This window comes from Thermodesulfobacterium commune DSM 2178 (assembly GCF_000734015.1).
Classification (GTDB): Bacteria; Desulfobacterota; Thermodesulfobacteria; order Thermodesulfobacteriales; family Thermodesulfobacteriaceae; genus Thermodesulfobacterium; species Thermodesulfobacterium commune.
Genome location: NZ_CP008796.1, coordinates 1311328 through 1336658 on the forward strand (window position 1 = coordinate 1311328; position 25331 = coordinate 1336658).

General features: G+C 37.4%; 39 protein-coding genes. 38 read left to right on the forward strand and 1 reads right to left on the reverse strand.

What is annotated here, in order from left to right:
• The first annotated feature begins 21 nt into the window (after positions 1 to 21).
• The 33 genes from HL41_RS06670 to HL41_RS06825 all read left to right on the forward strand — a co-directional run bounded on the left by HL41_RS06670 (position 22) and on the right by HL41_RS06825 (position 18279).
• Positions 22 to 513, forward strand: a complete 492-nt coding sequence (locus tag HL41_RS06670) for a host-nuclease inhibitor Gam family protein (protein WP_001259312.1) — start codon at positions 22 to 24, stop codon at positions 511 to 513.
• Complete coding sequence (locus HL41_RS06675; protein ID WP_000963365.1) at positions 500 to 919, forward strand: hypothetical protein; 420 nt, start codon at positions 500 to 502, stop codon at positions 917 to 919. The genes HL41_RS06670 and HL41_RS06675 overlap by 14 nt, the downstream gene beginning before the upstream one ends.
• Entirely contained in the window at positions 903 to 1130 is a 228-nt protein-coding gene (locus HL41_RS06680) for a helix-turn-helix domain-containing protein (RefSeq protein ID WP_000737858.1), read from the forward strand. Before HL41_RS06675 ends, HL41_RS06680 begins: the two co-directional genes overlap by 17 nt.
• Positions 1131 to 1201: 71 nt before the next feature.
• Positions 1202 to 1723 carry a phage tail protein gene (locus tag HL41_RS06685; RefSeq protein WP_038061552.1) on the forward strand — a complete coding sequence of 174 codons (522 nt, stop codon included), beginning with the start codon at positions 1202 to 1204 and terminating at the stop codon, positions 1721 to 1723.
• The gene (locus tag HL41_RS06690; RefSeq protein ID WP_038061555.1) at positions 1720 to 1926 is read left to right on the forward strand and encodes a tail protein X; all 207 of its coding nucleotides are present in this window, start codon (positions 1720 to 1722) and stop codon (positions 1924 to 1926) included. The genes HL41_RS06685 and HL41_RS06690 overlap by 4 nt, the downstream gene beginning before the upstream one ends.
• Positions 1911 to 2930 carry a phage late control D family protein gene (locus tag HL41_RS06695; RefSeq protein ID WP_038061557.1) on the forward strand — a complete coding sequence of 340 codons (1020 nt, stop codon included), beginning with the start codon at positions 1911 to 1913 and terminating at the stop codon, positions 2928 to 2930. Before HL41_RS06690 ends, HL41_RS06695 begins: the two co-directional genes overlap by 16 nt.
• Positions 2927 to 3334, forward strand: coding sequence for a phage baseplate assembly protein V (locus HL41_RS06700; RefSeq protein ID WP_051754559.1), 408 nt, complete (start codon positions 2927 to 2929; stop codon positions 3332 to 3334). Before HL41_RS06695 ends, HL41_RS06700 begins: the two co-directional genes overlap by 4 nt.
• Positions 3335 to 3347: 13 nt before the next feature.
• Positions 3348 to 3491, forward strand: a complete 144-nt coding sequence (locus tag HL41_RS09655) for a PAAR domain-containing protein (RefSeq protein ID WP_200870696.1) — start codon at positions 3348 to 3350, stop codon at positions 3489 to 3491.
• Between the two features lie 21 nt (positions 3492 to 3512).
• Positions 3513 to 3635, forward strand: coding sequence for a PAAR domain-containing protein (locus tag HL41_RS09660; RefSeq protein WP_200870697.1), 123 nt, complete (start codon positions 3513 to 3515; stop codon positions 3633 to 3635).
• Between the two features lie 70 nt (positions 3636 to 3705).
• Entirely contained in the window at positions 3706 to 3972 is a 267-nt protein-coding gene (locus HL41_RS06710; protein ID WP_038061560.1) for a hypothetical protein, read from the forward strand.
• Entirely contained in the window at positions 3969 to 4265 is a 297-nt protein-coding gene (locus tag HL41_RS06715; RefSeq protein ID WP_038061563.1) for a hypothetical protein, read from the forward strand. The genes HL41_RS06710 and HL41_RS06715 overlap by 4 nt, the downstream gene beginning before the upstream one ends.
• A 2-nt stretch (positions 4266 to 4267) precedes the next feature.
• Positions 4268 to 4759, forward strand: coding sequence for a phage protein Gp27 family protein (locus HL41_RS06720; RefSeq protein ID WP_038061567.1), 492 nt, complete (start codon positions 4268 to 4270; stop codon positions 4757 to 4759).
• A gap of 10 nt (positions 4760 to 4769) precedes the next feature.
• Positions 4770 to 6062 (forward strand): terminase large subunit domain-containing protein, encoded by a 1293-nt coding sequence (locus HL41_RS06725; protein ID WP_158506233.1) that lies wholly within the window; start codon positions 4770 to 4772, stop codon positions 6060 to 6062.
• On the forward strand, positions 6040 to 7443 hold the full coding sequence (locus tag HL41_RS06730) for a phage portal protein (RefSeq protein ID WP_144241979.1): 1404 nt from the start codon (positions 6040 to 6042) through the stop codon (positions 7441 to 7443). Before HL41_RS06725 ends, HL41_RS06730 begins: the two co-directional genes overlap by 23 nt.
• Before the next feature lie 125 nt (positions 7444 to 7568).
• Positions 7569 to 8156, forward strand: a complete 588-nt coding sequence (locus HL41_RS09125) for a lytic transglycosylase domain-containing protein (protein WP_051754561.1) — start codon at positions 7569 to 7571, stop codon at positions 8154 to 8156.
• On the forward strand, positions 8143 to 8544 hold the full coding sequence (locus HL41_RS06740) for a hypothetical protein (RefSeq protein ID WP_144241980.1): 402 nt from the start codon (positions 8143 to 8145) through the stop codon (positions 8542 to 8544). Before HL41_RS09125 ends, HL41_RS06740 begins: the two co-directional genes overlap by 14 nt.
• Before the next feature lie 192 nt (positions 8545 to 8736).
• A complete protein-coding gene (locus HL41_RS06745; protein ID WP_038061574.1) occupies positions 8737 to 10044 on the forward strand; it encodes a phage minor head protein in 1308 nt (435 codons plus the stop codon).
• Entirely contained in the window at positions 10022 to 10372 is a 351-nt protein-coding gene (locus HL41_RS09130) for a hypothetical protein (RefSeq protein ID WP_051754562.1), read from the forward strand. Before HL41_RS06745 ends, HL41_RS09130 begins: the two co-directional genes overlap by 23 nt.
• Before the next feature lie 305 nt (positions 10373 to 10677).
• Positions 10678 to 10989 carry a GPW/gp25 family protein gene (locus HL41_RS06755; RefSeq protein ID WP_051754563.1) on the forward strand — a complete coding sequence of 104 codons (312 nt, stop codon included), beginning with the start codon at positions 10678 to 10680 and terminating at the stop codon, positions 10987 to 10989.
• Complete coding sequence (locus tag HL41_RS06760; protein WP_038061576.1) at positions 10986 to 12083, forward strand: baseplate assembly protein; 1098 nt, start codon at positions 10986 to 10988, stop codon at positions 12081 to 12083. The genes HL41_RS06755 and HL41_RS06760 overlap by 4 nt, the downstream gene beginning before the upstream one ends.
• A 54-nt stretch (positions 12084 to 12137) precedes the next feature.
• On the forward strand, positions 12138 to 12833 hold the full coding sequence (locus HL41_RS09445) for a hypothetical protein (RefSeq protein WP_156095581.1): 696 nt from the start codon (positions 12138 to 12140) through the stop codon (positions 12831 to 12833).
• Complete coding sequence (locus HL41_RS06770; RefSeq protein ID WP_038061577.1) at positions 12826 to 13248, forward strand: hypothetical protein; 423 nt, start codon at positions 12826 to 12828, stop codon at positions 13246 to 13248. Before HL41_RS09445 ends, HL41_RS06770 begins: the two co-directional genes overlap by 8 nt.
• Positions 13248 to 13511: a hypothetical protein gene (locus tag HL41_RS06775; RefSeq protein WP_038061578.1), complete on the forward strand. Its 264-nt coding sequence runs from the start codon at positions 13248 to 13250 to the stop codon at positions 13509 to 13511. Before HL41_RS06770 ends, HL41_RS06775 begins: the two co-directional genes overlap by 1 nt.
• A complete protein-coding gene (locus HL41_RS06780) occupies positions 13511 to 14410 on the forward strand; it encodes a N4-gp56 family major capsid protein (RefSeq protein ID WP_038061580.1) in 900 nt (299 codons plus the stop codon). Before HL41_RS06775 ends, HL41_RS06780 begins: the two co-directional genes overlap by 1 nt.
• Before the next feature lie 13 nt (positions 14411 to 14423).
• The gene (locus HL41_RS06785) at positions 14424 to 14603 is read left to right on the forward strand and encodes a hypothetical protein (RefSeq protein WP_038061582.1); all 180 of its coding nucleotides are present in this window, start codon (positions 14424 to 14426) and stop codon (positions 14601 to 14603) included.
• 3 nt (positions 14604 to 14606) lie between these two features.
• On the forward strand, positions 14607 to 14936 hold the full coding sequence (locus HL41_RS06790) for a hypothetical protein (protein WP_038061584.1): 330 nt from the start codon (positions 14607 to 14609) through the stop codon (positions 14934 to 14936).
• Positions 14937 to 14962: 26 nt separating this feature from the next.
• A complete protein-coding gene (locus HL41_RS06795; RefSeq protein WP_144241982.1) occupies positions 14963 to 15142 on the forward strand; it encodes a hypothetical protein in 180 nt (59 codons plus the stop codon).
• Positions 15133 to 15552: an HK97-gp10 family putative phage morphogenesis protein gene (locus tag HL41_RS09135; protein WP_051754564.1), complete on the forward strand. Its 420-nt coding sequence runs from the start codon at positions 15133 to 15135 to the stop codon at positions 15550 to 15552. The genes HL41_RS06795 and HL41_RS09135 overlap by 10 nt, the downstream gene beginning before the upstream one ends.
• Positions 15553 to 16032 carry a hypothetical protein gene (locus HL41_RS06805; RefSeq protein WP_038061588.1) on the forward strand — a complete coding sequence of 160 codons (480 nt, stop codon included), beginning with the start codon at positions 15553 to 15555 and terminating at the stop codon, positions 16030 to 16032.
• Positions 16033 to 16035: 3 nt separating this feature from the next.
• Positions 16036 to 16230, forward strand: coding sequence for a hypothetical protein (locus HL41_RS06810; RefSeq protein ID WP_038061590.1), 195 nt, complete (start codon positions 16036 to 16038; stop codon positions 16228 to 16230).
• A complete protein-coding gene (locus tag HL41_RS06815) occupies positions 16220 to 17485 on the forward strand; it encodes a phage tail sheath subtilisin-like domain-containing protein (RefSeq protein WP_038061592.1) in 1266 nt (421 codons plus the stop codon). The genes HL41_RS06810 and HL41_RS06815 overlap by 11 nt, the downstream gene beginning before the upstream one ends.
• A 4-nt stretch (positions 17486 to 17489) precedes the next feature.
• Complete coding sequence (locus HL41_RS06820; protein WP_038061593.1) at positions 17490 to 18008, forward strand: phage major tail tube protein; 519 nt, start codon at positions 17490 to 17492, stop codon at positions 18006 to 18008.
• 4 nt (positions 18009 to 18012) lie between these two features.
• Positions 18013 to 18279 (forward strand): hypothetical protein, encoded by a 267-nt coding sequence (locus HL41_RS06825; RefSeq protein WP_038061595.1) that lies wholly within the window; start codon positions 18013 to 18015, stop codon positions 18277 to 18279.
• A 100-nt stretch (positions 18280 to 18379) separates the two neighbouring features.
• Here HL41_RS06825 and HL41_RS06830 read toward each other — a convergent pair whose 3' ends face one another.
• Entirely contained in the window at positions 18380 to 19585 is a 1206-nt protein-coding gene (locus HL41_RS06830; protein ID WP_038549552.1) for an IS256 family transposase, read from the reverse strand.
• Positions 19586 to 19741: 156 nt separating this feature from the next.
• Between HL41_RS06830 and HL41_RS06835 the strand changes: the two genes are divergently transcribed.
• The 5 genes from HL41_RS06835 to HL41_RS06855 are packed head-to-tail and all read left to right on the forward strand — an operon-like array spanning position 19742 to position 25252.
• Complete coding sequence (locus HL41_RS06835; RefSeq protein WP_038062180.1) at positions 19742 to 22159, forward strand: phage tail tape measure protein; 2418 nt, start codon at positions 19742 to 19744, stop codon at positions 22157 to 22159.
• 49 nt (positions 22160 to 22208) lie between these two features.
• Complete coding sequence (locus tag HL41_RS09140; RefSeq protein ID WP_051754565.1) at positions 22209 to 22907, forward strand: phage tail protein I; 699 nt, start codon at positions 22209 to 22211, stop codon at positions 22905 to 22907.
• A gap of 10 nt (positions 22908 to 22917) precedes the next feature.
• Complete coding sequence (locus HL41_RS09145) at positions 22918 to 24273, forward strand: phage tail-collar fiber domain-containing protein (RefSeq protein ID WP_051754566.1); 1356 nt, start codon at positions 22918 to 22920, stop codon at positions 24271 to 24273.
• Positions 24273 to 24719: a hypothetical protein gene (locus HL41_RS06850; protein WP_038062177.1), complete on the forward strand. Its 447-nt coding sequence runs from the start codon at positions 24273 to 24275 to the stop codon at positions 24717 to 24719. The genes HL41_RS09145 and HL41_RS06850 overlap by 1 nt, the downstream gene beginning before the upstream one ends.
• A gap of 59 nt (positions 24720 to 24778) precedes the next feature.
• Positions 24779 to 25252, forward strand: coding sequence for a single-stranded DNA-binding protein (locus tag HL41_RS06855; protein WP_081856499.1), 474 nt, complete (start codon positions 24779 to 24781; stop codon positions 25250 to 25252).
• The last annotated feature ends 79 nt before the right edge of the window (positions 25253 to 25331 follow it).

Sequence of the window (25331 nt, forward strand, 5' to 3'; positions counted from 1 at the left end):
ATGAAATAGGAGGGGTCAACAATGCGAACTAAAAAAGCTAAAAAAATGATGGATCATTTGATTTATAAAATTGAAAGTTTGCTTTATGCAATTAAGGAAGAAAGGGACTTTTTAAGCAAAGTTGAAGCAGAATATGAAAGAGAATTAGAAGCTCTTAAAGCAAAGTATTATCCAGAAATTGAGAAACGGAAAAATACTTTGAAAAATTTAGAACAGGAGCTTGAAAAATTTGCTAAGGCTAATGCAGGAAAGTTATTTCAAGATGGAGATATTGTTGAGACAAGTATAGGAAGGATCATAAGAGAAATAAAAGTTGCAGTAAAGAGAGCAAGAGGGGTTCTTGAGAAACTTGAACAACTTGGTTGGGATGAAGCGATTATCATCCAAAAGAAAGTTAACTGGGATGTATTGGAAACATGGCCTGAAGAAAAGTTAATAGCTTGCGGAACAGAAAGAGTAACAAAAGTAAAAATTACATACGAATTGTATGGGGAGGAGGATGGCAATAGATAGGAAAAGGCTTTTAAGAAGGCTTTGGGCAATAGCAGATAGGCTTTTTGGTAAAGAAAAAGAAGAAAAAGTATATAGTTATGTTTCTTTTGTTTATGAGAAAGAAAGATTGCGAGAATTAACAGATGAAGAGCTTGAAGAAATGGTTAAAGCTTTTGTAGAAATGCTTTCAGAAAATGAATGCCCTTCTGCACCTAATGAATGGAGACTTATTAAAGTTTTGCAAAAAAAACTTGATTGGACAAATGAGCATTTATTGAATTACATTAAAAAATATGCTCGTGTTGATCATCCGAGATTTTTGACTCAATATGAAGCAAAGATTGTAATTGCTGCTATGATGACTATATTAAATGGAAGAAAGAAGAGAAGAAAAAATAGAAGTGTGAGAAATGAAAAAGTTGTATAAGGTTCGAGAAATAGCGGAATATTTTCAGGTAAGTGAACGAACAGTGTATGGCTGGATAGAGATGGGTTATTTGCGGGCGATCAAGGTTGGGTCGCTTGATGGGAAAGGGACGGTTAGAGTTCCAGAGGATGCTTTAGAAGAATTTATTAGAAATTGTCAAACTATTCCTATTCGTCCAAAAAGGATAGTTCTTAAGGTTCCTCAGGAATAGCATTCTTTATAATCTTTATAATCAGGAAAATATTGCTTGTTTCTTTTTTACAAATTGCATAAATTTGCAATATGCAGTATGCCCAAATTGGAGATGTAGTTTTTGAAGTCCTTGCATATAAAGAGCATAAAGAGGAATTAGAGTTTCCTTATGCAAGACATGAGACAATCAAGCCACCTTCAAGTTTACAATTTATGGGTGGAAAGGAGCTTAGAAAAATTAGTTTATCTGTGCGTTGGCATAGAGAATGGTGTAATCCTGAGGAAGAAAAGAAAAAGCTTGAAGAGTTTGCAGTAAAAGGAGAATATGCCAAATTTATTTTGGCGGAAAAGGTGATCGGAGATTTCGTTATTGAAAAAGTTTTTTTTCAGATTCAGCAAATAGATGCTTTTGGAAAGCCAGTAATTATTGATGCAGATTTAGAATTGACAGAATATATTAAAAAAGAAATGAAAAAGAAGAAGATAGTATCTAAAAAAGCTCCGATGAAAAAAACTAAAAGCACAGCAAGTAGTCAGCCAAAATATCAAGTTATACAAGAGCAAAGCAAAGATAAATCAATTTCTATGCCGAAAATAGTTAAGGTATCATGAAATATATAACTAAGGAAGGTGATAGATGGGATTTGCTTGCCTGGAAGTTTTATGGGGATCCTTACCTTTATGAGCCTCTTCTTTTAGAGAATAAAGAGTTGATGGGGTTTACTGTGCTTCCTGCTGGAAAGGTGATTGAAATTCCAGAGGTTATAGATGAAACAACTCCTGAGGTAGTTGCTCCGCCGTGGCAGACAGATTAATTCCAGAGCCTTATTTGTATGTAGAAATTAATAACAGGGATGTTTCGGCGTATATTACCCCTTTCTTACTTAGTTTTCGGTATATTGATAATGATGGACTTGATAAGAATGAGAGTGATGATGTAGAAATTGAAGTTGAAGATTCTCAAAGTTTTTTCAGAGATAATCCTCCTGCAAGAGGGAGTTCTTTAAAGGTCCGCTTTGGGTATGTAGATAAAATCAGAGATGCTGGAGTTTTCTTTATAGATAGTTATAGTTTTAGGTATAGTAGGTCTGGAGCTGTTTTTACGATAAAAGCTTTAGCAAAAGATGTTAAAGCAAGCTTCAGGACACTAAAAACTACCGCTTTTGAAAATACAACATTCAAAAAAATAGCAGAAGATATAGCTAAGCGTAATGGATACAAACTATACTTTGAAGGTGCTGATATTTATTTTAAAAGGATAGATCAATATAAAGAGCGAGATTTAGCTTTTTTGCAAAAGCTTTGTCAAAGATATGGCTATGTATGTAAGATTTCGGCAAGAAAAATTGTTATTCGGGATATGGATAAAGTGTTAGGTGGTTCAGTTTTATATGTACTTACCCCTGAAGTTGTGATTGATTTAGATATTGAAGTATCAAGTCTTTATGCAGGGGATATAGATGTTGCTTATTTAGATTTGAATAAAAAAGAGGCTACAGTGGATAAGAAAAAAACTGAGGTTAAAGCAAGCCAAAATATTCAGGTTGAGAGGGTAAGGGTTGAGAACAAAAAGCAGGCTGAAAGGATAGCTCATGCTCAGAAAACTCAAAATGAAATGAAAGAATTTAAAGGGAGGGTGCGTTGTATCGGGATTCCTGATATTTATGCAAGCGGGAAGATTGGTCTTTCTGGTTTTGGAAAGTTTGACAGAGAATATTATGTTTCAAGGGTTGAGCATGAAATCACAAGAAATGGATACATTACTCAGATTGAGTTTTATAAATCTCCACAACAAACTGGAGGTAAGAAAAAGAAATGATACGTCGGGGTATAGTTGTTGCAGTAGATGAGAAAACAGGAAAAGTAAGGGTTCAATTTCCTGATCTTGATGGGCTTGTATCTAATTGGTTGCCAGTTGTTTTTCAAAAGACTTGTAAAGATAAACATTATTGGATGCCTGATGTCGGAGAATATGTTGTAGTTGCTTTTGATGAGGAAGGAGAAAAAAGCGATGGATATGTTCTTGGTGCTTTTTACAATGAGAAGGATACTGTGCCTGAAGTAGCCAATAAAGATAAATTCTTTGTGAGATTTGAAGATGGGACTGAGATTGAGTATGACAGGAAATCTCATAAGCTCAGAATTTCAGTTAGAGGAGATGTGCTTATTGAGGCTGATGGAAACATGACACTTAAAGCAAGTAGAATTGACCTAAACCCATAATGGAGGTGCAAACATGGGAGCTGTTGTTCGGCTTGGGGACAATTCTTGTGGTCATGAATGCTTTCCACCTCGTCCAAACATAGAGGCGTCTCCTAATGTGTTTGTGAACGGCAAAGGTGCCCATAGACTTGGTGATGCTTGGGATGTGCATACCTGACCAGCTGGAAGGCATGACGGCGTGGCTTCAGGTGGAAGTCCAAATGTGTTTGTCAACGGAAAGCCAATTTGTCGAGTAGGAGACCCTATTTCCTGCGGAGATACTATGTGTGAAGGTTCACCCAATGTTTTTGCTAATGGATAGTTTTTGAAAATGGATAGTTTTTGAAAATATTGCTTGTCTTTAGGTAATTCTTAGATATCTTCCATTTTAAATGGAAAATTTAACCTCATCTTATGGAATAATTGGCATTATTTTTAATGGTGGTTATTTAGCAGTCGCTATTTTTCTTTTGTATTTGATTTATGAATTGAAAAAAAAACATGAAAAATTAGAAGAAAATCTTGATACACTTGAGAAAGAAAAAATTTCTAAAGATGAGTTTTACCGCAGTGTTTCAGGATGGAGAGAAGAAATAAATACATTACATAAAAAAATAGATGACTTAAAAGACCTTATTATAAAGGAGAAACTCAAATGAGGTTAGCTTCACTTTCATTGAGATATAAAATTTTAGACTTTCTATACAAAGTTTATCCTGAGGCTGTTGAAGAGCTTACTATTATTCATGTCTTTTACGAATATCACACTGTAGATGATATTAAGAAACATCTAAATTATCTTGTTGATAAAGGCTATATAGAGCAAAAAGAGATTTGTCTTAGGCTTGGGACTAAAAAGACTACTAATATTTATAAGATAACCTCTAAAGGAATTGACCTTATGCAAGGAATCATTCAGGATAAAGCAATACCAATCCCTGAGGATGAATAAGGATGCGTAGGTCAAAAGCAAAGCTTTATGATTTGGTAGAGAGGATCATTTATCTTTACGAAAATGAGAAAATGACCATAAGAGATATTGAGGCTTTACTGCGTTCTGAAGGTTATGACATTTCTAAATCAAGCATTCATAGAACAATAAAAAGCTATACTGAGCTTGCAGAAGAATATAAAAGAACAGCAGAAGAAACTAAAGCTCTTATTGAAGCTTTAAGAGAACAACCAGCAAGCTATCAGATGGAAGCTATTTTAACCATGCTTGTTTCTAAAGTTTTTAATTTTGTAAGGAGCATTGAAGAGCTTGAGTTTGAAGATCCTCATGAACTTGTTTTAGCTTTGAATAGACTTGCTTCTTCGGTAGAAAAAATGCAGAGATATAGAGAAGAATTAGAAGCAAAGATGGCCAAAGTTGAGTTAGAAGCAAAGAAGAGAAATATAGATAAAGAGTTTATTGAATATGTCCGCAAGGAAATATTTGGGGCGTAAACCTTTACTTTTGTCTTATCAGCAGAGGATGCTTAAGGCTATTTCTGAACACAAGTATTCAATTTTTATGTATGCAAGACAAACTGGGAAAAGCTTTGCTGTTGCGTTATGGGCAGTTCTTCGTGCTTTAGAAAAATCTAATCATCTTGTTGCAATTATTTCTCCAACTGAGCGTCAAAGTAAAGAGCTTATGGAAAAGGTTAAAAGACATGTTGAATTTTTAAAAGTTGTAGGTGCTGAATATGGAGAGAAATTTTTTGAAGATGCTAAGATTTCTGTTCTTGAAGTGAAATTTCCAAATGGAAGTAGAATTGTTGGGCTTCCAGCAAATCCTGATGGTGTAAGAGGGCTCACTGGAGATGTAGTATTAGAAGAGGCAGCTTTCTTTCAGGATGGTTTTAAGGTCTATCAAGCAATCTTCCCAAGCATTACAAGAAGCAAGGACTATAAGCTTGTTGTAATATCAACCCCTAAGGGGAAACTTAATCTTTTTTATCATCTTTGGACTTCATCTGAAAATAATGACTTATGGTATCGGGAAAAGTTAACTATCTATGATGCTGTAGCTGAAGGACTTGATGTAGATGTGGAAGTTTTAAAGAAAGGTATTCCTTCAGATGAAATGTGGCGATCTGAATATCTTTGCGAATTCGTTGATGAGGCTGAAGCTTTTATACCATATGAATTGATACAATTTTGTGAGGCTGAAGATGTAAGAGAAAAAGATATAAGAAAACTGCAAGGAGAAATTTTTATTGGGGTTGACATAGGAAGAAGGCATGACTACACAGCTATTGCTATTGTGGAGAAGCTTGGTGATGTTCTTTATCTTAGGAATATGGAAATCTTAAAACAGGTCCCTTTTTCAGAGCAGTTTGCAATTTTAAGACATTTAGCAGGATACGCTCGCAAGATGGCAATTGATGAAACTGGAATTGGTATGCAACTTGCTGAAGAGCTAACAAGGCTTTATGGGGAGCTAAAAATTATACCAGTATATTTCACAGCGAAAGCAAAAGAAGAAATGGCAACAAGACTGAAAACAAAATTCCAGGATAGACTTATAAGAATTTATCCTGACCCAGATTTAAGAGAAGACCTACATTCTGTTAGAAAAGTAGTGACTGAGGCAGGCAATATCAGACTTGAGAGCGTATCTGATGATGGACATGCAGATAGGTTTTGGGCTTTAGCTTTAGCGGTTCATGCAAGTTCTGGAGAGGAAAGAAAAATTTTTGTCCCACCGTGTTTTGTTTCACCAAGAAGAGAGGGGTTAACTTATGGGCTTAATCAGCTGGTTTAAAGAAAAATTTGGAGAAAAGCCGAAAAAGGAAAGCTTTAAGGCAAGCTCAATTGAACCTGTAAGTGTTTTAATTCCTCGGACTAAAATTGTTCAGTATAGTTTTATAAACCCTCGTTATCCTCGTGAATGGCTATTAACCATAGAGAAGGCTGTATTTGGGAATCAAGATTTAAGCATGGTTTTTGAATTATTCGTTGACCTTGCAAACTCTGGGCATCAAGTGCAGGTCGTAGGGAAACAAGCAGAAGAAGCTAAAACCGAAATTGATAATTTAGCAGCACGATTAAACACTGATAGTCTCGTCAATCAACTTTTTGCTCAACTTGCTTTATATGGGGCTGTAAGCATTGAAGTAATAGTTGAAGAAGATTTGTCTGGAGTTCAAAAGGTAGTTCGTGTTCCTGCTCATACTATTTACTTTAAATATAATGAGAAAACCCGGGATTTTGAACCTTATCAATGGATACCACCTGAGGACCCAATTAAGCTAAATTTAAATACTTACCTTTATATTCCAATGTTTACCCTTGATGGTTCTCCTTATGCTATACCTCCTTTTTTAGCATCTTTATCTCCACTTGAGATGCAAGAAGAATTCAAAGTTGAGCTAAAGAATCTTGCTAAAAAGATAGGGCTTCTTGGGTTTTTTGACATAGAAATTCCCAAGCTTGAACCTAAGCCAACTGAGACAGAAACTGAGTATTTTAAAAGACTTGAAGAACATTTAAATAAGGTTGCAGAACAAGTAGCTGAAAATATACAAAAGGGGATTTTTCTTCATTATGAGGGGACCAAAGCAGAATTTAAAGAAATTGCTGGAAAGACTTCTGATGTGGATAAAATCCTTGCCCATATCAATAGGTGGCTTATTACTGGGGCAAAAGCACAGCCAAGTCTGGTTGGAATTTCAGAGGGTATAACTGAAACCTGGGCAGTTGTTAGCTATGAACAGTTTGCAAGACAATTGCAGAACTATCAAAGAATAGTAAAAAGAGCTTTGGAATATATCTATAAGCTACATTGTGCGTTAAAAGGTTTTGATATTGAAGATATAAACATCATTTTTAATCCTGTGCCAAAGCTAAAGCCTGAAGCTGATATTGAGGCATTTACTAAAAAAGCTGATGCAATAACCAAACTTATTGAAACAGGAGTAATAACTATAGATGAAGCAAGAGAAATGCTTGGATTAAACCCAATAGGAGGTGAGAAAGATGCAAGAGATGAAAAAGTATTTTCTAAGGTTTGGGATAGCTCTTCTGATAGCTTTGCCGTTTCTTTTGATAGCAGGAAGAGAAGCTCTAAGGATATTTCTTTACAAGATTGCGATGTGTGCAGTAGGGGTGGCTTTGGCAGAACTTGTCTGGGTAGCGTTTTTTAAGCCTGTCTATGGACCAACGGAGAATTTAGATGCAGTGGAAAGATTAAGCATATTGTTTTTCCGGGGCATTTTATACGCTGGGATCCTCATCGGACTGATGCTTGGGCTTTAAAATGAGGAGGGCTTTGAGTAATACGATAATTCTATTTGGGCTTGTGTGGACTGCTCAGGCTCAGGCTGGGATTGTGGATAGATGCATGAAGTATGCACCGCTTGTAATTCGTGAGGCAAGATATCATATCGGGATGAATGCACCAGCTCATCTCTTTCTCGGGCAAATAGAGCAGGAGTCCAGATGTAATGAAAGGGCTACAGCTTTTGATGGCGGGATGGGGCTTGGGCAGTTTATGCCTGAGACCGCAAAAGAGCTACACGAGAGGTATAAGGTGCTTCAGGAGTTCCCTTTTAATCCCTATGACCCGAGATGGAATATAAGGGCTCTAATCCTCTATGATAGGGAATGTTATAACTCGGTTTCCTGTCGGGGCTGGTATTTTGCCTTCCGAGCCTATAACGGAGGAGCTTCCCTGCTAAACAAGGAGATAGCCAGGGCTGGAAGCTGTGATGTAGAAAAGGTTGAAGCCCACTGTAAGCGAAAGGTCATCAGGCTTAAGAATGGCTCTCTACTTGACCTATGCGTAGTGAACATTGAGTATCCTTATCGCATCTTTGAGAAGTCTGAGAAGTATAAAAGGAGGCTTGAGGTTAGATGAGATGATAGGCTTGCTAAGCTGGAGAATTTTAAAGTATTTGCTTATCGGGGCTCTCTTTTTTTTAGTTGGTTTTAAGTCGGCTTGGTATATACAAAGTTTAAAGATAGAGAAAATGAGGCTTGAGGCTAAAAAGCTTGAAGAAGCTTTAAAACAGTGTGAAGGAGCTAACGAGAGCAATCTAAAAACTATCTCTGCTTTAAAGCTTGATATTGCTAAGGCTAACAAGTTATGCAGTGCAAGGGCAAAGGTCTATAGACATACGCTTAAGAAACTTCAGGAGATAGATGCTTTAGAACCAAAGAGCGAGGGAGGAAATGAAACGGATAGCTCTGACCCTATTTTGCTTGAACTTAATCGGATGTTCCCCTCTGGGGCATACGACAAGTAAGATTGTTAAGACTGAGTATGTGAGACCGGATCTTCCAGAAGTTCCGGAAGAGCCGAGCTACTATAAAGTGGAATTTTTCAAGGCAAACGGGAGCTACTGTTTAGACCCTGAAAACGCAAAGAGCTTACTAAAAAACATAGAGCTTATGCGTGGCTACTGCTCTGAGCTTAGGCTTATCCTTGAGAGTTTGCAATGGAAGGACAATGGGACAAAGAAGGAAACGAAATAGTAGAGAAACTCTACAAACTTCTTTATCCTTCTCTTGGTTCTTCTTTAAGAGATGCCTTAGCAGATATTCTGCGTAAAGCAACATATTTTATAAGCTTTGATGATTTAACTCGCTACATTTTAATTACCCTTGAAGAAAAATTTCAGCTTCCTGAAAAAGTTAAGTTTGCACTTAAGCTTGAGCTTGAAAAGATTTATAAAGAGACTCAAGCTAAGGCACTTTCTGAGGTTGGGATAATTTTTAAACCTGAGCTTTCCATACCAGATTTTAGAGCTATTTCATACGCAGAAAAGCTTCATGATTTTTATCTTGGGAAATTTTTCAGAGGAGATAGAGAAATCCGGCTAAGAATTGTTAAATGGTTCTCAAAATATTATCTTGAGGAAGGAAACCCAATTGGGCGTGGTCAGGCTGGTATAAGAGAGTTTCTTGATAGGTTTGGGGAATACATACAACCTCAAACAGAATGGAAGGCAAGACAAATCATAGATACTTCAGTTAATTTTTTGCGTAATTCTGCAAGAATTCGTGCTATGCAAAAAGCAAGGATTAAACGCTATAGATGGGATGCAGTGGGGGATAGGCTTACATGCAAGACTTGCAGGAGTTTTGATGGAAGAACATGGGAAGTAACAGAAGCGGTAAGGATCCTTGATGCTATTGAGAGTTCAGAGGACCCAAGAGCTATTGTAGATTATAAGCCCTTTGTTACTACTCCTTATAAAGGACCATCTTCTCAAGCTCCCTCCCGATTACCGCCTCTTCATCCTCATTGTAGGTGTAGAATAGTTGCGGAGATAGAAGAAAAAGAGATACCAGTAACCATAGAGAGACCAGCATTTGCAAAAGATAATCCTATTCAAAGAGACTTAGAGGATGAATATAGAGCTTTAAGCCCTAAGGAGCTTGAAAATAAAATTAAAGCTCATCTTGGAAGTGATTGGTTCAGACCAGTTAAAGGTGAAAAAGGAATAAATGCTTATAAATCAGCAAAAAAAGAAGCAGAGAGGCATTTTTTAAAACACGGGCATGAATTTGGTTTTAAAACCCCTGAAGAATATTATCACTCAGCCTATGAGGTGATAAAAAAGCCTGACGAAGTATACATTGAAAGGGTTAAAGATAAAACCTTTTACATTTTTCGAAAAGGTGATAAAGTAGTAATATCAAGTGATGATGATCTTGCAATAAAAACTTATTTTAAGTTGAATAAGCCATTTGAAACCTTTTTAAAAGAGAGGAAAAGAGATGGACTTATCAAGGTTCTCTGATAAAGAATTAATTGAAGAATGGGCATTTAGTTTAGCATCTCAAGAAGCTATAGAAACTTTTTTTGATGATTATTCAGCAGAAGTAACCTTACCCTTTCGCACTGAAATCCATAAAAGAGGTCTTGACAACCACCCAAAAGTTATAGAAGCAGATAAAAAGCTAATTCAATATGCTTTAAAAGAAAAGCCTTATCCTCCTGTTATAACCGATAATTATGAGCCACCTTTAGAATACTGGTGGTGGCACATAGATAAAATTGGAGAAAAAACCTATCCAGCTGAGCTACTTCCTGAGCCCCTCAGAGAACTTTATTTACAAGAATTTTAAAAAGCCTTTTATTTTGGCTTTAAAGCCCCTCTTTTTAAGGGGGTAAGTATTATACCCTTACCCCCTTCGTTTACGAGCGTTTACGCATCGTTTACCTTGCGTTTACTGGCATCAATTCTTATTTAGAAGGAATTGAGGTAAACGAATGTCCGTTTACTTTGTTTATTTCTTGTTTACGAGCGTTTACAAAGAAATTTTTGAGCCAATTTTGAGCCTTTTTTTAAAAAGCTTAACCCTTATTAAACCCTTATTAAATTCAGAAAATATTGCTTGTTTTTCTTTTTTAAATTGTATAAAGTTGCAATATGCAAGTTATAGAACGAGATACTATAAAGAGCATTATTCAAAATATCAATATAATCCTTACCACTCCTAAAGGTTCAGATCCTCACAGACCTTTATTTGGTTCAAATATTTGGCAATTTATAGATCAACCCTTAACTGTTATAACAAGAGGACGTATCAAGGCTGAAATTATTGAAGCAATTGAGACTTGGGAACCACGAGTAGAGATTGAAGAAGTTTATCTTCAAAGGGATTATTCGAGCTTGCGTATAATTATAAAATATAAAATTAAAGAAACAGAAACAATACAGACGCAGGAGATAACTTTATGATTAAGTTTGTAATAACTGACCCTTTATATTATGAGCAAGAATTGATAAAAACTTATGAAGCTTTAACTGGTAGGACCTTACAGCCTGCAGATCCTGAAAGGCTTATTATTAATCTTATTGCCTATGCTATGACTATCATTGCGATAAACATTGATGAATCGGCACGGCAGAATTTGCTTGCCTATGCAGAGGGAGAAAAACTCGATGCCTTAGCTGAATTTTATGGAATAAAAAGACTTCAAGCAAAACCAGCACAAACAATTTTAAGATTTAGTATAGATACTCCTTTAAATTTTGATGTAATTATTCCAAAAGGAACAAGAGCTACTCCAGATGGAAACCTTATGTTTGCAACAATAGAAGAAGCAAAAATTCCTGCAGGGCAACTTTTTGTTGATGTTCAAGCTGAATGCGAAACTCCCGGACTAATCGGAAATGGTTATCAAATTGGACAGATTAAGCAACTTGTAGACCCAATACCTTATATAACATCGGTTTCTAATATCACAATGAGTATGTATGGAGCAGATGTTGAAGACGATGAGAGGTTTCGTGAAAGGGTCAGAGTTTCAATTGAAAGATTCTCAAATACTGGCTCAAGACAAGCTTATGAATTTTGGACAAAAACTGTCCATCAAGATATAGAAGATGTAAGTGTTTATTCTTCTTCGCCGGGAATAGTTAATGTGGTTTTTATTTTAAAAGATGGAGCTTTGCCAGATACAACAATGATAGAGCTTGTAAGAAATTTCCTGTCAGATGAAAAGGTAAGACCTTTAACCGATAAAGTTATAGTATCTTCTCCTGAAGTTATTGAATATGATATAAGCTTAACTTATTATATAAATCGCAAAGATGAAGCAAAAATTCGGTTCATTCAAAATGAAGTAGAAAAAGCGGTGCAAGATTTTGTGCTCTGGACCAAGATAAAAATCGGAAGAGATATATTGCCAGAGGAGCTTATTCGCAGAGTAAAAGAAGCTGGTGCCTATAGGATTGATTTAAGCTCCCCAACCTATCAAAAGCTTGAAATCAATCAAGTTGCTCATGCAAAAAACATCACTATCACTTATGGTGGTCTCATAGAAGATTAATTCTTTTTTGAAAATATTGCTTGCTTCTTTTTTTATAAGGCATAATCTATTGCTATGATGGATATAAGACTATCTTTTCAGTATAGCTCGTTGAGAGAGACAGAAGAATATGTTGAATTTGATGTTATTGCAATAACAGCTTCAGTTATAAATAGACCTTTTGGGAAAATTGAATTTCCTGAAGAGGTCTTAAAAGCTTCAGCACATACCTTGATTGGGAAACCCTTATTAATTGATCTTAGATATTCAGTTGAAGCTATAGTTGGAACTGTGGTTGATGCTAAATATTCAGAAGAAAAGAAAGGAATTGTAGCAACAGTCAAGATACCAAAAGCGGGTCATGAGAAATTAATTGGTTTAATCAAGATGGAACCTTCGCCAATCAAAAATGTTTCAGTAGGAGTAGTAGTAGAAACTGAAGACAAAAATGGATTGCAAAGAGTAATAAAAGCTGAATTTAAAGAGTTATCTTTAGTGATAGAAGGAGCTGACCCTAATGCTACAAGACTTAGCTCTCAGGATACCTCTCATTGGTGGGATGATCCAGATCTAAGACAAAAGGCTCCACGTGATTATTTTCTTGACCCATCATCTCGCAGATATCCATATAAGACATGGGAAGGGGAAATTTCTTGTGAAAGATTAAAGGCTGCAATGAGTTTAGCTGGGTTACATGGACATAGACAAATATATGATAGGGCAAAAGCCCTATATGAAAGACATTGTAAAAAGGAGGGTGCAAATGATTGAAAAATTTACTAAAGAAGTTGTAGAAGTAATGTCAAAAGAAGAATTGCAAGAAGCTGTCTTAACTCTTCAGCTTAAACTTGAAACTGCAGAAAAGGAAATTGAAAGGCTAAAAGTTGAAGCAGAAATTGGAAAGAAATATCTTGAATACTTAAGAGCTGAAGCAAAAAGGCTAATCAATTTAGTTCATAAAGAATCTCCACTTTTAAAACTTGTTGATAATGCTGATGTAGATACTTTAAAGCAGATAATTGATGATTTCAGTAAAAAGGCAAAAGAAATATATAAGCCATCTTCTACTTTTGCTACTGATACACAAAAAGAACCTCTTCAACTTACAAAAGAAGATTTAATGAAGATGAGTTATAAAGACCTTCTTAAATTAGCTGAAACTTTTAAAACTAAGGAGTTAGCTTAATGAAAGAGGAAAAATTTCTTTTAAGAGGGGAGCTTGAAGAAATAAAAGATAGACTTTCTGTTCTTTATTATGAATTAAAAGGGAAAACAGCTATTTTTTATCAAAAGGCTTATGACCTTACTAATATTGGAATTGTTACTTATCAAGATGAAGTAAGTGAGATTACTAAATTAATTGAGGAAATAGTAAGTTTAAAGAAGGAAATTAAAGCCCTTGAAGAGAGGGCTGAATATTTAAAAAGAAAACTTAAGGAGGTGCAATAATGCCAGTAACAGGTGCAACCTTACCAGAACTTTTTCCTCTCTATTATGAGAGGAAACTTTTGGAGTATATAAAAGCTAATTTAGTTGCAACAAAGTATGGGCAAAAGTTTTCTATGCCTGTTCATTCTGGAAGGACTGCGGTGTGGACAAGGTTTCAGCCTTTGAATCCAGTAACAACTCCGATTACCTTTCAGCCTACTCCTACAACTGGAGCAAGCATGGCAACTCAGCAGGTTCAGGCAACTATAGAAGAATACGCAAACTACATTGAACTTGATGAGTTTACCGATATCACAAGCTTTGTCCCCCTTGTTGATCAGGCAACTGATTTACTTTCTTATAATGCTCAAATGTCTCTTGATGCAATAGCGATGGCTGAACTAACAAGTGGGACAAATGTTTTATATGCAGGTGGTGTTTCTGGAAGGTCAGCTTTAGATGGCACAAAAAAGCTATCTAAATCTGATATTAGAAAAGCTATCAATATCCTTAAAAGAAATAATATTCCACCTTTCCCAGATGGTTATTATGTAGTGCTAATACATCCTGACAAAATGCTTGACCTTTTTACCGATACCGAATTAATCCAGCTTGCTATTACCTCTAAAGATATTTTTGAAAAAGGAGTCGTTGGTCAATATGGGGGAGCAAAGTTTGTAGAATCTACTACTTTACCTATTTTAACAGGTGCTGGTGGTGGTTCTCCAGTCGCAGATGTCTATCAAACTGTTGTTCTTGGTATGAACGCTTATGGAGTAGTTGATATTGATGGTAAAAGCGTTCAGATGGTCTTTACCAATGTTGATAAACTTGGAAGAGTCAAAACGATTGGATGGAAAGCATATTTTGCTTGTAAAAGATTATATGAGCCGGCTATTGTAAGAATAGAATCAAACTAAGCGAGGTGAAAATATGAAAGTATTAATAAAGCAAGACACAACTATATGGGTAAATGGAAAACCCTATGAATTTAAAAAAGGGATACAAGAAGTAGATGATGATATAGCGATTATTCTTATTGAGTCTAAGAATGCTGAAAAGCAGGAGGAAACCGATGCCAAGAAAACCAAAAAATCCGAAGCCCAAACCTAAGAAATGGTAACAATTGAGGAAGTAAAAAGTTTTTTGCAAGTAGCAGGGGCAGACTTTGATGATACAAAAATTGCTAATGCCCTTGAAAGGGCGTTAGCAAGGGCAAAAAAACTTTTAAAAGTAGATATCTTGCCAGAAACTGCCGAGATAAAACAAGCCTTAATATTACTTGCGGTTGCTGAACTGGCAACAGAAATAAATCTTTATTACAGAGGGAAAGAAAATGTAATGATTTTACGAACAAAGGATGTAGTTGCTGAAGCTGAAAGACTTCTTGGATTAATGCCAGAAAAGGAGCCTTTGAAGTGGGTTTCAATAAAGACAGATTCTTAGCCTTAAATATTGAAATACTAAAATTTATGTTAAATGAGGCTTTTCAAAAAAGAAAACATGTTAAGTGGGATTTTCTTTATCGGGAATTTTCGGAATATTCAAAAGAGGAGATAGATTTCTCTATTCGCTATCTTAAAGACAAAGGTTATTTAATTGATTTTGAGATAACCGCTAAAGGAGTAGATGAAGTTTTGAAATGGATATAAAAGAATTTGAAGCATACATTAAAGAATTACCGGTTAAGCTCAATAAAGCAGTAGTGCAATCGTTACATCAGGCAGCACAGGAAACAGAATCAAGGCTTTCAAGAATTTTTAAATCGGAGGGAAGGTCAGAAGGGGTTGAGTGGTCTCCTTTGAAAGAGGCTTATCTTAAATGGAAAATCAAGAAAGGTTTTTCAGAGAAAAAATTGCATAAAACTGCAACATTAGCCCAAAGCTTTAACTCAATCGTAAACGAAACTTCAGCAGTTGTCGGGACACCTGTTCCTTATTCTGTTTATCATGAATTTGGGACAAGAAAGATGCCAGCTCGACCATTCATGGAACCAGTTTTTAATACAATGGTTAAAAGACTTGAAAACATTTTTAACAAAAACTTAGCAGAGGTGTTTTAAATGCTCATAGAATTTGAAGAAGCAATTTTGCAAAGGTTAAAAGAAGAAGGAATAAGTAATGTTCAGGGTTGGTCTGGTAAGGCAGAAGAATTATTTATGAAGCCCAAAACCTATCCTGCAGTTCGTTATGTTTTTGAAGGTCTTGACTTGCAAGAAACTCTTGCTCCAAACATCTATAATAGCATAATACGGGGTTCTCTTATAGTCTTTTTTCAAAGTTTAAAAGAAAAAGGGCAAGGAGCTTATCCAATTCTTGAAACCATTTTAAATGCTCTTATGTGGCAAGAATTAAATGGTTATATGGTTGAGATAAAAAAGATAGAACTTCTTTTCCATGAGAGCATAGATTTTGCCTATCAAGTGAGACTTGAAGCTTATGGTAAATATATTGTGCCTTTTGAGGAAAAAGAGATATTAACAACAAGAATTACAACCTATGAGGGAGAAGAATTATCAACAGATGTTAAAAAGGAGGGCTAAGATATGAGATATAGAGTAAAACTAAGCTATCCTACTATTTTAATGATCGGGCAAGAAGAGTATCGGCTCTTTCCGGGTCAGGAGGTTGAACTTCCTGAATCCGCCGAGGTGGTTAAGACTTACGAGGGGCTTGGCTACCTTGAGCCTTTGCCAACAAAACCTAAAACCACCAAAAAGGAGGTAAGCGATGCCAGCTAATTACTTGCATGGCGTTGAAACCATAGAAATAGTAAAGGGACCAATCCCGGTCAGGGAAGTAAAATCGGCGGTCATCTTCTTGGTCGGGACAGCTCCGGTGCATCTAACTAAGCCCGCAGGTGTCTCCGAAGCTGACTGGTATGCCCAGACGATTAACAACCCCGTTTTAGTCCTGAGAAGGGAGGACGGCATAACCTACTTCGGCGATGCCACTCCGGGCTACACCATCCCCTATGCACTTGATGCCATTTTTGATCACGGAGGCTCAACCATCATCGTGGTTAATGTCTTTGACCCAAGAAGGCATAAAGATGCAAGCGGAAACCCTGACCCCTCAACCGTTATCCAAGCTGACATCATCGGCACATACGACCCGACAACCGGCAAACGCTCAGGACTAAAAGTAATCGACGAGCTATACAGCCGGTTTGGCTTCACCGCAAAGCTAATCCTTTGCCCGGTTTATTGCGAGTCTCCGGGTGTTATGGCAGAGATGATAGCCCTTTGCGAAACTCATCGTGCTTTAGCTTTAATTGACGCCCCAGCTGGCTTGACCCCTCAGCAAGTAATCAACGCTCGTGGAGCAGGCGGTCAGCTTAACACTTCTGCTTACAGGGCGGTTATCTGCTACCCCCACCTTAAAGTCTACGACACCGCAACCAACTCTGAACGCCTTGAACCTTTCAGCCAGCGCTTAGCGGGAGTTATAGCCAAAGTAGACCACGAGGAGGGATACTGGTATTCTCCATCCAACCATGAGATACTCGGCATAATCGGAGTAGAGCGCCCCATCACCTGCGCCATAAACGACCCAAACACCGAAGCAAACATCTTGAACGAAAACGGCATAGTCACGGTCTTTAACAGCTTTGGAACAGGCTACAGGGTTTGGGGCAACCGCTCTGCCGCCTGGCCAACTAAATCCGACCCGAAAAACTTTATCTCAGTCCGCAGAACCGCAGACATCATCGCTGAAAGCATAGAGTATGCAACTTTGCAGTTTCTGGATAAGCCCATCACTGTGGCTATCGACGGGGTGCTTAGCATGGTCAATGCTTTTATACGCACCTTAATAGGCAGAGGTGCCCTCGTTGACGGCAAATGCTACTTTCTCAAAGACAAAAACCCAGAGACCAACCTTGCAAACGGACACCTTACCTTTACTTACGAGATAATGCCACCCACTCCAGCGGAACGCATAACCTTTGAGCAGGTGATAAACATAGAACTACTTAAAAAATTAGTAGGAGGTTAGAGCTATGGCTATTGAAATCAGCAAGGTATTTAATGCAAGAGTATACATAGATGGCACAGATTTTATTGGGAAGGCTGAAGAAGTAGACCTCCCCAAAATCAAATTCAAGTTTGCAGATACAAAAGCACTTGGTATTTATGCAGATAGCGAGCTACCAACAGGACTTGATAAGCTTGAAGCAAAAATAAAATTTAATTCAGTTTATCCTGAATTTATAGCGCTTGCCTCTGACCCTTTTACTGCAAGAACTGTTATCATTAGAGCTCCATACCAAGTTTGGGCTCAACAAGGCGTAATAAAGACTGCCCCACTAAGGGCAGAGCTAAGAGGTTTCTTCAAAGAATCAGATAGTGGCAAACTTAAAAAAGCAGACTCAGCAGAAGCTGAAGCAACTATGTCTGTTATCTATTATAAGCTTGAAATAGATGGACAGGAAATCATAGAAATAGATGTGCTAAATAATATTTATAAGATAAAAGGCGAAGATAAGCTAAGAGATTATACTCAAGCGATAGGAGGTTAAACAAATGGCTGAGAAAACACAAGCTAAAGAGATTATACTTTCTGATGGACGCAAAGCTGTCATAAAAGATGGTAAAGGAAGGGACCTTTTTGAAGCAATGAGACTTGCATCTGAACCTGGAGAAATTTCAAAGATGCTTTTAGTTAGACTTGTTGAGATAGATGGTAAACCTATAACTGAAGATGATATAGATGAATTACCTCTTTCTGATGCTGTAAAGCTTCTTGATGCAATGAGTGATTTACTCCCTTTCACCCGAACTCAGAAATAATTTTAAGTTTAATATATCATGGCTTTAGTTATCATGACCTGAAAGAAATGAGTATTGGTGAGATTTTATTTTGGGCTAAAGAATTAGGAAAAGACACTTGTCAAGAGAATTGTGTCTCCTTATAAAATCTCTTTACAAACATTTGCCTCAATTCGTATAAAGCAGACTTAATTAAAGGAAGTGGTTTTTGCCATCTCGTTTTCTGAATCCGACTTACTGTTATGTATATCGCAACCTCTGCTGTCTTGATTGATTGAAAATATCCCCCTGTATTTACCCTTATCAGCTCTATCCTGCTATTTATATTCTCAACCACATTCGTCGTGTATATATACCTCCTCACCCCCTCAGGATATTTCTTATAAACAAAATAATGCTCCTTCTTTTTCAAAAGTCCCTTTATATAAGCTGGATACTTCTTCTCATAACTCTTACATAATTCCTCAAATCTAATTAAGGCCCTCTCATACTCCTCTATCCTCTTTATAATGCTTAACTCCTCATAAAATTTTTTAGCATCCTGCTTAGACATGTTCCTGTTGATGTTCCTTTGCATGTGTACAAAACAAAGCTGATGATCTGTCTCAGGAAAAAGGGCTTTTATGGCTTGAGCAAGGCCAGGAAAATCATCACTCACTATTACCATAACCCTCTTAACTCCCCTCTTTATCAAATCATTAAGTATCTGGAGCCAGTCCTCCTTCGTCTCTGAACCAAAATAAATGTAATAAGAAAGTAAATTTTTTCTTCCCTCCATATCTATTCCGATGATATTATAAATAACTGCTTTTCTGATTCTGTTGGCTTCGGTATCTTTTATCTGAGTATGATAAGCGTCTATAAACATAGCAAACAAATTTTCTGGCAATTCTTTGGTTTTTAATTCTTTGGCTTGGTTATACAATTCTTCTTTAATTTCTTCTATTTGTTCTGGAGAGTAGGGAAGTTTCATAGATTGCAAGAGGGCTTTGATTTTATTGGGGGAGTAGCTTTGGAGAACGAGGTTAAGGATAAAGTCCTGGAAAGATTCATCAGCTTTTTGCCATTCAGGAGGAAGAATAGCAGGTCTGAATTCAGATTTTCTATCTCTTGGGACAGAGATACCAAGGTTACCTAAGAAACAGGCAAGTTGTCTTTCATAGTAACCATTAGCTTTATTATCAATACTATCTCTAAGGAATATTTCTCTTTCTTTTTTCATGAGAGCGTTTAAGAGGAGTGCAGCAGCCATTTTGATACCCTCTTTTGATTCAATTTTTGAGATTTCACTTAAAACTTTTTCTAAATCTAAGTCTAAGTTTTTCATTTTACAGACCTCCTGGTTAGTTTAGTCTTTTAGGTTTTATGTTATCATTAATTTAAAAAATATTAAAAATTTTTATTATGCCTCTAAAATATTTTATTAAAAGACACAATTTATATTCTACTCCCTAGGAAAATTTTACGAAAAAATTGAACAATAATGGAAAAGATATTTCAGCTTGCTATACTTTTTAAAACCATAGATCAAGCAACCCGTCCTATTCGGGAGATTCAGAAAGCAACACAAGCTTTACAAGAGACAGTAGAAAAAACTGCTTCAAAGTTTGCACAGTTTAAAGAAAAAATAGAAGGATTTGAAAAGAAGGCTCTCTCTATAGAAGGTTTAGTTTCTACAACTGCATGGGTTGGTGCTTCAAAAACTATTCTTGGTTCCTTTATGGAGCTTGAAGATGCATCATTGAGGCTTAAATCAACTTTTATGGAATCAGGGGGCGTTGTCCCAGAAGTTTTTACCAAAATAGATGAAGAGGCAAAAAAACTTGGTGCAGAATTACCTGGAACTACTGCAGATTTCTATCGTCTTGCTGCCGTTATGAGACAGCTTGGTGTTGAAGAAGATATTTTGGCAAGTGGTGGTCTTAGAGCAGCTGCCTATCTTGGAGCTGTATTAAATATCCCTTATGAAGTGGCTGGAGAACATGTCGCTAAATATAGACAAGCATTAGGAATAGTAGGTAAGGATCTTATACAATTTATTGATCTTATTCAAAGACTGGGTCATCTTGGTGTAAAACCAGGTGAGATGGCTTATGCCTTTTCAAAATTATCTGGAACTTTAAAACTTTTAGGCTGGCAAGGGCTTGAGTTTGCAAAAGAGCTTTCTCCTATTATTGCAAGATTTATTCAATTGGGTATGTCAGGAGAAACAGTAGGAACAAATTTAAGTAGGATTTTTACACAAATGTTACATCCTAAAAAATTACATGAATTTACTTCAAATCTTGCTCAATTTGGTATCAAATTAGAGTTGATAGATGAAAAAACAGGCAAACTAAAAGGACCAGCTCAACTTATTGCTGAATTCAATAAGATTAAAGAAGCGTATGAAAAAGGTATAATCTCACAAAAGCAGCTTTATGAAATTGCTAGCAAATTAGCCGGAGAGGAAGGTGAAGACTTACATATGTTAATGACAATTATTCTTGAAGGCGCAGAGAGCTATAACAAAATGTCTGATGCAATACGAAAACAAGCTGATTTACAACAGCGTATAGGTGTAATAACGAATTCTCTTCGTAACGTGTGGGAAGCTTTCACAGGGACATTGCAAAATGTCTTTGCTATTGTTGGCTCAACTCTCGCTCCAACATTAAAGAAGATTGCTGATTTTCTAAACGATCTTGCTGATAACATAGGACAATTTCTTGAAAAGCATAAAACTCTTGCAAGCATTATAGGCTGGTCAATTGGAGGTTTTGCCCTTTTCACTGTAGGCATAATGGCAACTGCAGGAGCTATTGCTGCAATCATGTTCCCACTCAAGACATTTATATGGATATTAGGAACATTAGGTCCATTGATGCGAGGAGCGGGTATAGCAACAGGTTTTTTCAGAAATCATTTATTACATGCTTTACCTGCAATTTGGGCAAAAATCAAAGCTTTAACTATTTTATCAGCTCAGATGGCAAGAATGGCATTTACTGGTTTAATTTCGGGGCTTAAGTCAGTTATTCTTGCAGTTAGAGCTTTAAGCATTGGGTTCTTTACATCTCCTATTGGCTGGTTTGCTCTTGGTATTATTGCTTTAATCGGCGTGGTTTATCTACTTTGGAGGCATTGGGATAAGGTTTCAAAAGCTCTATCTACCATCTGGAACTGGCTTAAATCTACATGGGAAAAAGTATCTAATGCTCTACTTACTGTCTGGAACTTTCTTAAATCATCTTGGCAAAAAGTCCTTGAAGTCTTTATGTATATCCATCCTCTTGGTATTCTTTTTAAAGCCCTAAATAAACTCGTTCAATATGTATTTGGATTGGACCTCTTTACTGCCGGCAAAAAAATTGTGGAGAGCCTCTGGAAGGGTATAGAAGTTCTTGCCATGAAGCCTGTTGAAGCCATGAAAAACATCGTCCAAAAAATAAGAAACCTTTTGCCCTTTAGCCCTGCCAAAGAAGGTCCTCTTGCAGACCTTCATAAAATCAAACTCATTGAAACCCTTGCTGAGGCAATAACTCCAGCTCCACTTATATATGCTATGACAAAAGCTGTTGAGCCAGTCAGAGCTATTACTCAGCCTTTAATTCAGCCCGTGAAACAGGTTCTTGAGCCAGTCAGAGCTATTACTCAGCCTTTAATTCAGCCCGTGAAACAGGTTCTTGAGCCAGTCAGAGCTATTACTCAGCCTTTATTTTCACCAACTTTGAGATTGCCTGCTCCTGCAATACTTGGAGCCAGTGCAAGTCCTATAAGCATTCATGTTACGCAAAACATCACGTTTCAGCATGGTTCAATTTCTGAAAAGGAAAAAGAAGCTATAGCAATAGATTTGAAACGTGCTATAGAAAGAGTACTTGAGCAAATTAATTGGGATAAAACAAGAAGAGCATATTAAGAAAATATTGCTTGTTTTTATTAAATCTCATTGCATACATTAAAAATGTATGATAAAAGAGCTAATACAACCTTCTATAAAACTTTTAGCGCATTTAGTCGAATCTGCAGACCCTTATTTTGCAAAACTTCTTGAAGAGACTATAAAGGTTTTAATCTATAGCAGGATAGATGAACTCCCTGAAGAAGTTTTAGATACCTTAGGCTGGCAATTCCACATTGAAGGCTTTGACCAAGCCCAAACCGTTCAGGAAAAACGCAACTTAATCAAGCATGCCATCGAGCTCCACAGATACAAAGGAACACCCTACGCAGTTAAGAAGGTATTTCAAGCCCTAAACTTAGAGGCTGAGCTCTCCGAATGGTTCGACTACAACGGCGACCCATACAAGTTTAAAGTGCTCGTTAAAAACATCATACAAGACGAAGACACATATTTGAGGCTAATCGAACTAATCAACGAATACAAAAATGTCCGCAGCTGGCTTGACGTAATCGGCTTCCATCGTGAATACAGCCAAACCCTCTACTATGCCTTTGCCCAGAAAAACGGAAAGCATTATCAAATCGGTTTGCATACAGACACATCTGTTGAGCCTTATACCCTTTACGCCGGTCTTACCCAGAGAGTTGGAACATCTTACCAGATAGGCTTATACGAGCCCCAGACATCCGTTGAGCCTTATACCATTTACGCTGGCTCCGCCCAGAGGATTGCAAGCTACATGGCTATATATCCAGCTAATTAGGAGGTAAGGAATGGCAGACTTTAGAGGCACGATACTAACCACAAAAGGAAGAAACCTTTTAGCCAAAGCCCAAACCGGAGCCCAACTAAGATTTACTCAAATAAAACTTGGTGATGGACTTTGGCCTTCAAACACAGACCCAACGCAACTAAACGACCTCGTTTCTCCCAAGCTAAATCTTCCTATACAAAGCATTACCGTTGTAGGGGACGGAACAGTCAGGCTAAGGTTCGTTCTAACCAATAGAGGACTTTCTCAGGGCTTCTTCATGCGAGAAATCGGTATTTACGCTCAAGACCCCGATCTTGGCGAAATCCTTTATGCGGTAGCCTATGCAGGAGATAGGGCAGACTTTATTCCTGCTGACGGCGTCACCAAAGTTGAAAATGTAGTCGACATCTATACCGTCATTGCCAACGCCCAAAATGTCACCGCTGTAATCTCCGATACGGTTGTCCTTGCGACAAAACGAGATATAGACGAGCTTGCGGAGACGCTAAGCAACCTAAGCTCTCAGGTTAACTCACAAATAACCTCTCAGATAGACAACCTTTCTCAGCAACTAAACGACACTGCATCAACACTAAGCACCCAGATTTCTACAGTCAAACCCGAAGCTGGATCCACAGCCCCAAGCTTGACCTACACAGGGAAGCTCTGGGTCGATGCAAACGATTTCCTGCAATACTTCGACGGCTCAAACTGGAAAAATGTAAAAGCGTCCTTCGCCGACACCGTCGACGGCTTCCACGCAAGCCAAACCCCCGCTCCGAATGTGATAGTGCCTCTGAATGTAGAGGGGATTTTGGATTTGAGTGCGACTTATGTGAAGAGTAATGTGTATACATTTAGAAGAGTTGATTTGACGAATGCGACGAGTGATTATATGTTGCAAGTTGGGGAAGAAGCAATAATAAATTTTACGGACGCTACAAGTGTTCCGTTGAGGATTGCGACGCAGAGTAGGACTTATTATGAGGTGCATTTGGTTAGTAGTAATACGGGTGGGACTTCGGGTGCAGTGGATAGTAATATATTTTTAAATCCCAACAATACAACTTATAGTAATGCTTTTGTATATGCTCAGATATACAGACAATCAGATGCATTATATTCAGACTATATGACTTATAACGCTTTTCGGTGTGGTATAGCTTTTTCAACCTCCATTTTTTATATAACAAACTATACACAATATAAGAATGTTAAAGGATTTTATGATACATGGGGGTATTCTTACTATTATCCGAGAATAACCGTTTTCTCAACTGACTGGCGAGATACAACAACGCCGTGGACTTCTCTCGGAACAATTACGTTTCCTCAATCATCTTCAGGCTACATCTTAGTTAGGAGGTTAGCATAATGAAAGTATGGGCTTATATTCATCCAGATTTGAAGATACTTTGCTGTGCCTTACTACCTGAAGCAGTGCCAGAATGTGTTGAAGCCGTAGAACTTGAAGTAGAAAGTCCTGATGATGTAGTGCTTGTTAATGGGCAAATTAGACTGAAAACAGAAGCAGAAAAGTTGCAAGAAGAGAAGCAGAGGAAACTTACAGAGTTAAAAAACTATGTAGCAAGCATGCTTGAACAGACAGATTACATTATAACGAAGATAGCAGAAGCTCAGATACAAAACGACACCGCAGAAGTAGAAGCCCTCAAGCAAAAATACTCAATCCAACTCCAGCAGCGAGAAGCAATCCGAGCTTGGAATGAGCAGATGAAGCAAGCCATCAAGAACGCCCAATCTCTTGACGAACTCCTCAGCCTTGAAATCAACTTCAAGGAGCCCACGAATGTTTCTTAAACTACTTAGCATCCTTTTTGCCCTCTCCCTCTCTCCTTCATAACAAAATGAGATGAACCATGATTAACAAAGTTATCCTCATTGGGAGGCTTGGAGCAGACCCCGAGCTCCGCTTCACTCTTGACGGAAAGCCTGTAGCCACAATGCGCATTGCCACGAACGAGGTTATAAACCGTGAAGGAACCAAAGAAACTCTCACGGAATGGCATAGGGTGGTTGCCTTTGGAAGGCTTGCCGAAATCTGCGGAGAATATTTAGAAACAGGTTCACAAATCTATGTGGAAGGCTCACTCCGCTACCGAAAGGTCCTCGATAGATCCGGCTTTACTCGTGTCATCCCTGAAATCTTTGCCGAAACAATCAAATTTTTATCCAAACCAGCTCCTAAAGATCATACTTTCTCTTACCAAGAAAGCCCTATTTCAACCCAATCTACCTCTTCAGACCTACCTCTTAGCTATTCCAGCGATGATTTTGCCACTCAAGACCCACGCTTACTCTTTAAAGATGACCTCGACGACCTACCTTTCTAGCAATTTCCATGCCCAAACCCTTCAAAATTGCCCCAAAAAACATGTCAATTTTTTAGAATTTTTTGACATCTACAAACTT

What these genes read in the sequence shown, in the direction of transcription:
- HL41_RS06670 (WP_001259312.1), top strand. Translation starts at nt 22, where the DNA reads ATGCGAACTAAAAAAGCTAAAAAAATGATGGATCATTTGATTTATAAA.
- HL41_RS06675 (WP_000963365.1), top strand. Translation starts at nt 500, where the DNA reads ATGGCAATAGATAGGAAAAGGCTTTTAAGAAGGCTTTGGGCAATAGCA.
- HL41_RS06680 (WP_000737858.1), top strand. Translation starts at nt 903, where the DNA reads ATGAAAAAGTTGTATAAGGTTCGAGAAATAGCGGAATATTTTCAGGTA.
- HL41_RS06685 (WP_038061552.1), top strand. Translation starts at nt 1,202, where the DNA reads ATGCAGTATGCCCAAATTGGAGATGTAGTTTTTGAAGTCCTTGCATAT.
- HL41_RS06690 (WP_038061555.1), top strand. Translation starts at nt 1,720, where the DNA reads ATGAAATATATAACTAAGGAAGGTGATAGATGGGATTTGCTTGCCTGG.
- HL41_RS06700 (WP_051754559.1), top strand. Translation starts at nt 2,927, where the DNA reads ATGATACGTCGGGGTATAGTTGTTGCAGTAGATGAGAAAACAGGAAAA.
- HL41_RS09655 (WP_200870696.1), top strand. Translation starts at nt 3,348, where the DNA reads ATGGGAGCTGTTGTTCGGCTTGGGGACAATTCTTGTGGTCATGAATGC.
- HL41_RS06710 (WP_038061560.1), top strand. Translation starts at nt 3,706, where the DNA reads ATGGAAAATTTAACCTCATCTTATGGAATAATTGGCATTATTTTTAAT.
- HL41_RS06715 (WP_038061563.1), top strand. Translation starts at nt 3,969, where the DNA reads ATGAGGTTAGCTTCACTTTCATTGAGATATAAAATTTTAGACTTTCTA.
- HL41_RS06720 (WP_038061567.1), top strand. Translation starts at nt 4,268, where the DNA reads ATGCGTAGGTCAAAAGCAAAGCTTTATGATTTGGTAGAGAGGATCATT.
- HL41_RS06730 (WP_144241979.1), top strand. Translation starts at nt 6,040, where the DNA reads ATGGGCTTAATCAGCTGGTTTAAAGAAAAATTTGGAGAAAAGCCGAAA.
- HL41_RS06745 (WP_038061574.1), top strand. Translation starts at nt 8,737, where the DNA reads ATGGAAGGACAATGGGACAAAGAAGGAAACGAAATAGTAGAGAAACTC.
- HL41_RS09130 (WP_051754562.1), top strand. Translation starts at nt 10,022, where the DNA reads ATGGACTTATCAAGGTTCTCTGATAAAGAATTAATTGAAGAATGGGCA.
- HL41_RS06755 (WP_051754563.1), top strand. Translation starts at nt 10,678, where the DNA reads ATGCAAGTTATAGAACGAGATACTATAAAGAGCATTATTCAAAATATC.
- HL41_RS06760 (WP_038061576.1), top strand. Translation starts at nt 10,986, where the DNA reads ATGATTAAGTTTGTAATAACTGACCCTTTATATTATGAGCAAGAATTG.
- HL41_RS09445 (WP_156095581.1), top strand. Translation starts at nt 12,138, where the DNA reads ATGATGGATATAAGACTATCTTTTCAGTATAGCTCGTTGAGAGAGACA.
- HL41_RS06770 (WP_038061577.1), top strand. Translation starts at nt 12,826, where the DNA reads ATGATTGAAAAATTTACTAAAGAAGTTGTAGAAGTAATGTCAAAAGAA.
- HL41_RS06775 (WP_038061578.1), top strand. Translation starts at nt 13,248, where the DNA reads ATGAAAGAGGAAAAATTTCTTTTAAGAGGGGAGCTTGAAGAAATAAAA.
- HL41_RS06780 (WP_038061580.1), top strand. Translation starts at nt 13,511, where the DNA reads ATGCCAGTAACAGGTGCAACCTTACCAGAACTTTTTCCTCTCTATTAT.
- HL41_RS06785 (WP_038061582.1), top strand. Translation starts at nt 14,424, where the DNA reads ATGAAAGTATTAATAAAGCAAGACACAACTATATGGGTAAATGGAAAA.
- HL41_RS06790 (WP_038061584.1), top strand. Translation starts at nt 14,607, where the DNA reads ATGGTAACAATTGAGGAAGTAAAAAGTTTTTTGCAAGTAGCAGGGGCA.
- HL41_RS06795 (WP_144241982.1), top strand. Translation starts at nt 14,963, where the DNA reads ATGTTAAATGAGGCTTTTCAAAAAAGAAAACATGTTAAGTGGGATTTT.
- HL41_RS09135 (WP_051754564.1), top strand. Translation starts at nt 15,133, where the DNA reads ATGGATATAAAAGAATTTGAAGCATACATTAAAGAATTACCGGTTAAG.
- HL41_RS06805 (WP_038061588.1), top strand. Translation starts at nt 15,553, where the DNA reads ATGCTCATAGAATTTGAAGAAGCAATTTTGCAAAGGTTAAAAGAAGAA.
- HL41_RS06810 (WP_038061590.1), top strand. Translation starts at nt 16,036, where the DNA reads ATGAGATATAGAGTAAAACTAAGCTATCCTACTATTTTAATGATCGGG.
- HL41_RS06815 (WP_038061592.1), top strand. Translation starts at nt 16,220, where the DNA reads ATGCCAGCTAATTACTTGCATGGCGTTGAAACCATAGAAATAGTAAAG.
- HL41_RS06820 (WP_038061593.1), top strand. Translation starts at nt 17,490, where the DNA reads ATGGCTATTGAAATCAGCAAGGTATTTAATGCAAGAGTATACATAGAT.
- HL41_RS06825 (WP_038061595.1), top strand. Translation starts at nt 18,013, where the DNA reads ATGGCTGAGAAAACACAAGCTAAAGAGATTATACTTTCTGATGGACGC.
- HL41_RS06830 (WP_038549552.1), bottom strand. Translation starts at nt 19,585, where the DNA reads ATGAAAAACTTAGACTTAGATTTAGAAAAAGTTTTAAGTGAAATCTCA.
- HL41_RS06835 (WP_038062180.1), top strand. Translation starts at nt 19,742, where the DNA reads ATGGAAAAGATATTTCAGCTTGCTATACTTTTTAAAACCATAGATCAA.
- HL41_RS09140 (WP_051754565.1), top strand. Translation starts at nt 22,209, where the DNA reads ATGATAAAAGAGCTAATACAACCTTCTATAAAACTTTTAGCGCATTTA.
- HL41_RS09145 (WP_051754566.1), top strand. Translation starts at nt 22,918, where the DNA reads ATGGCAGACTTTAGAGGCACGATACTAACCACAAAAGGAAGAAACCTT.
- HL41_RS06850 (WP_038062177.1), top strand. Translation starts at nt 24,273, where the DNA reads ATGAAAGTATGGGCTTATATTCATCCAGATTTGAAGATACTTTGCTGT.
- HL41_RS06855 (WP_081856499.1), top strand. Translation starts at nt 24,779, where the DNA reads ATGATTAACAAAGTTATCCTCATTGGGAGGCTTGGAGCAGACCCCGAG.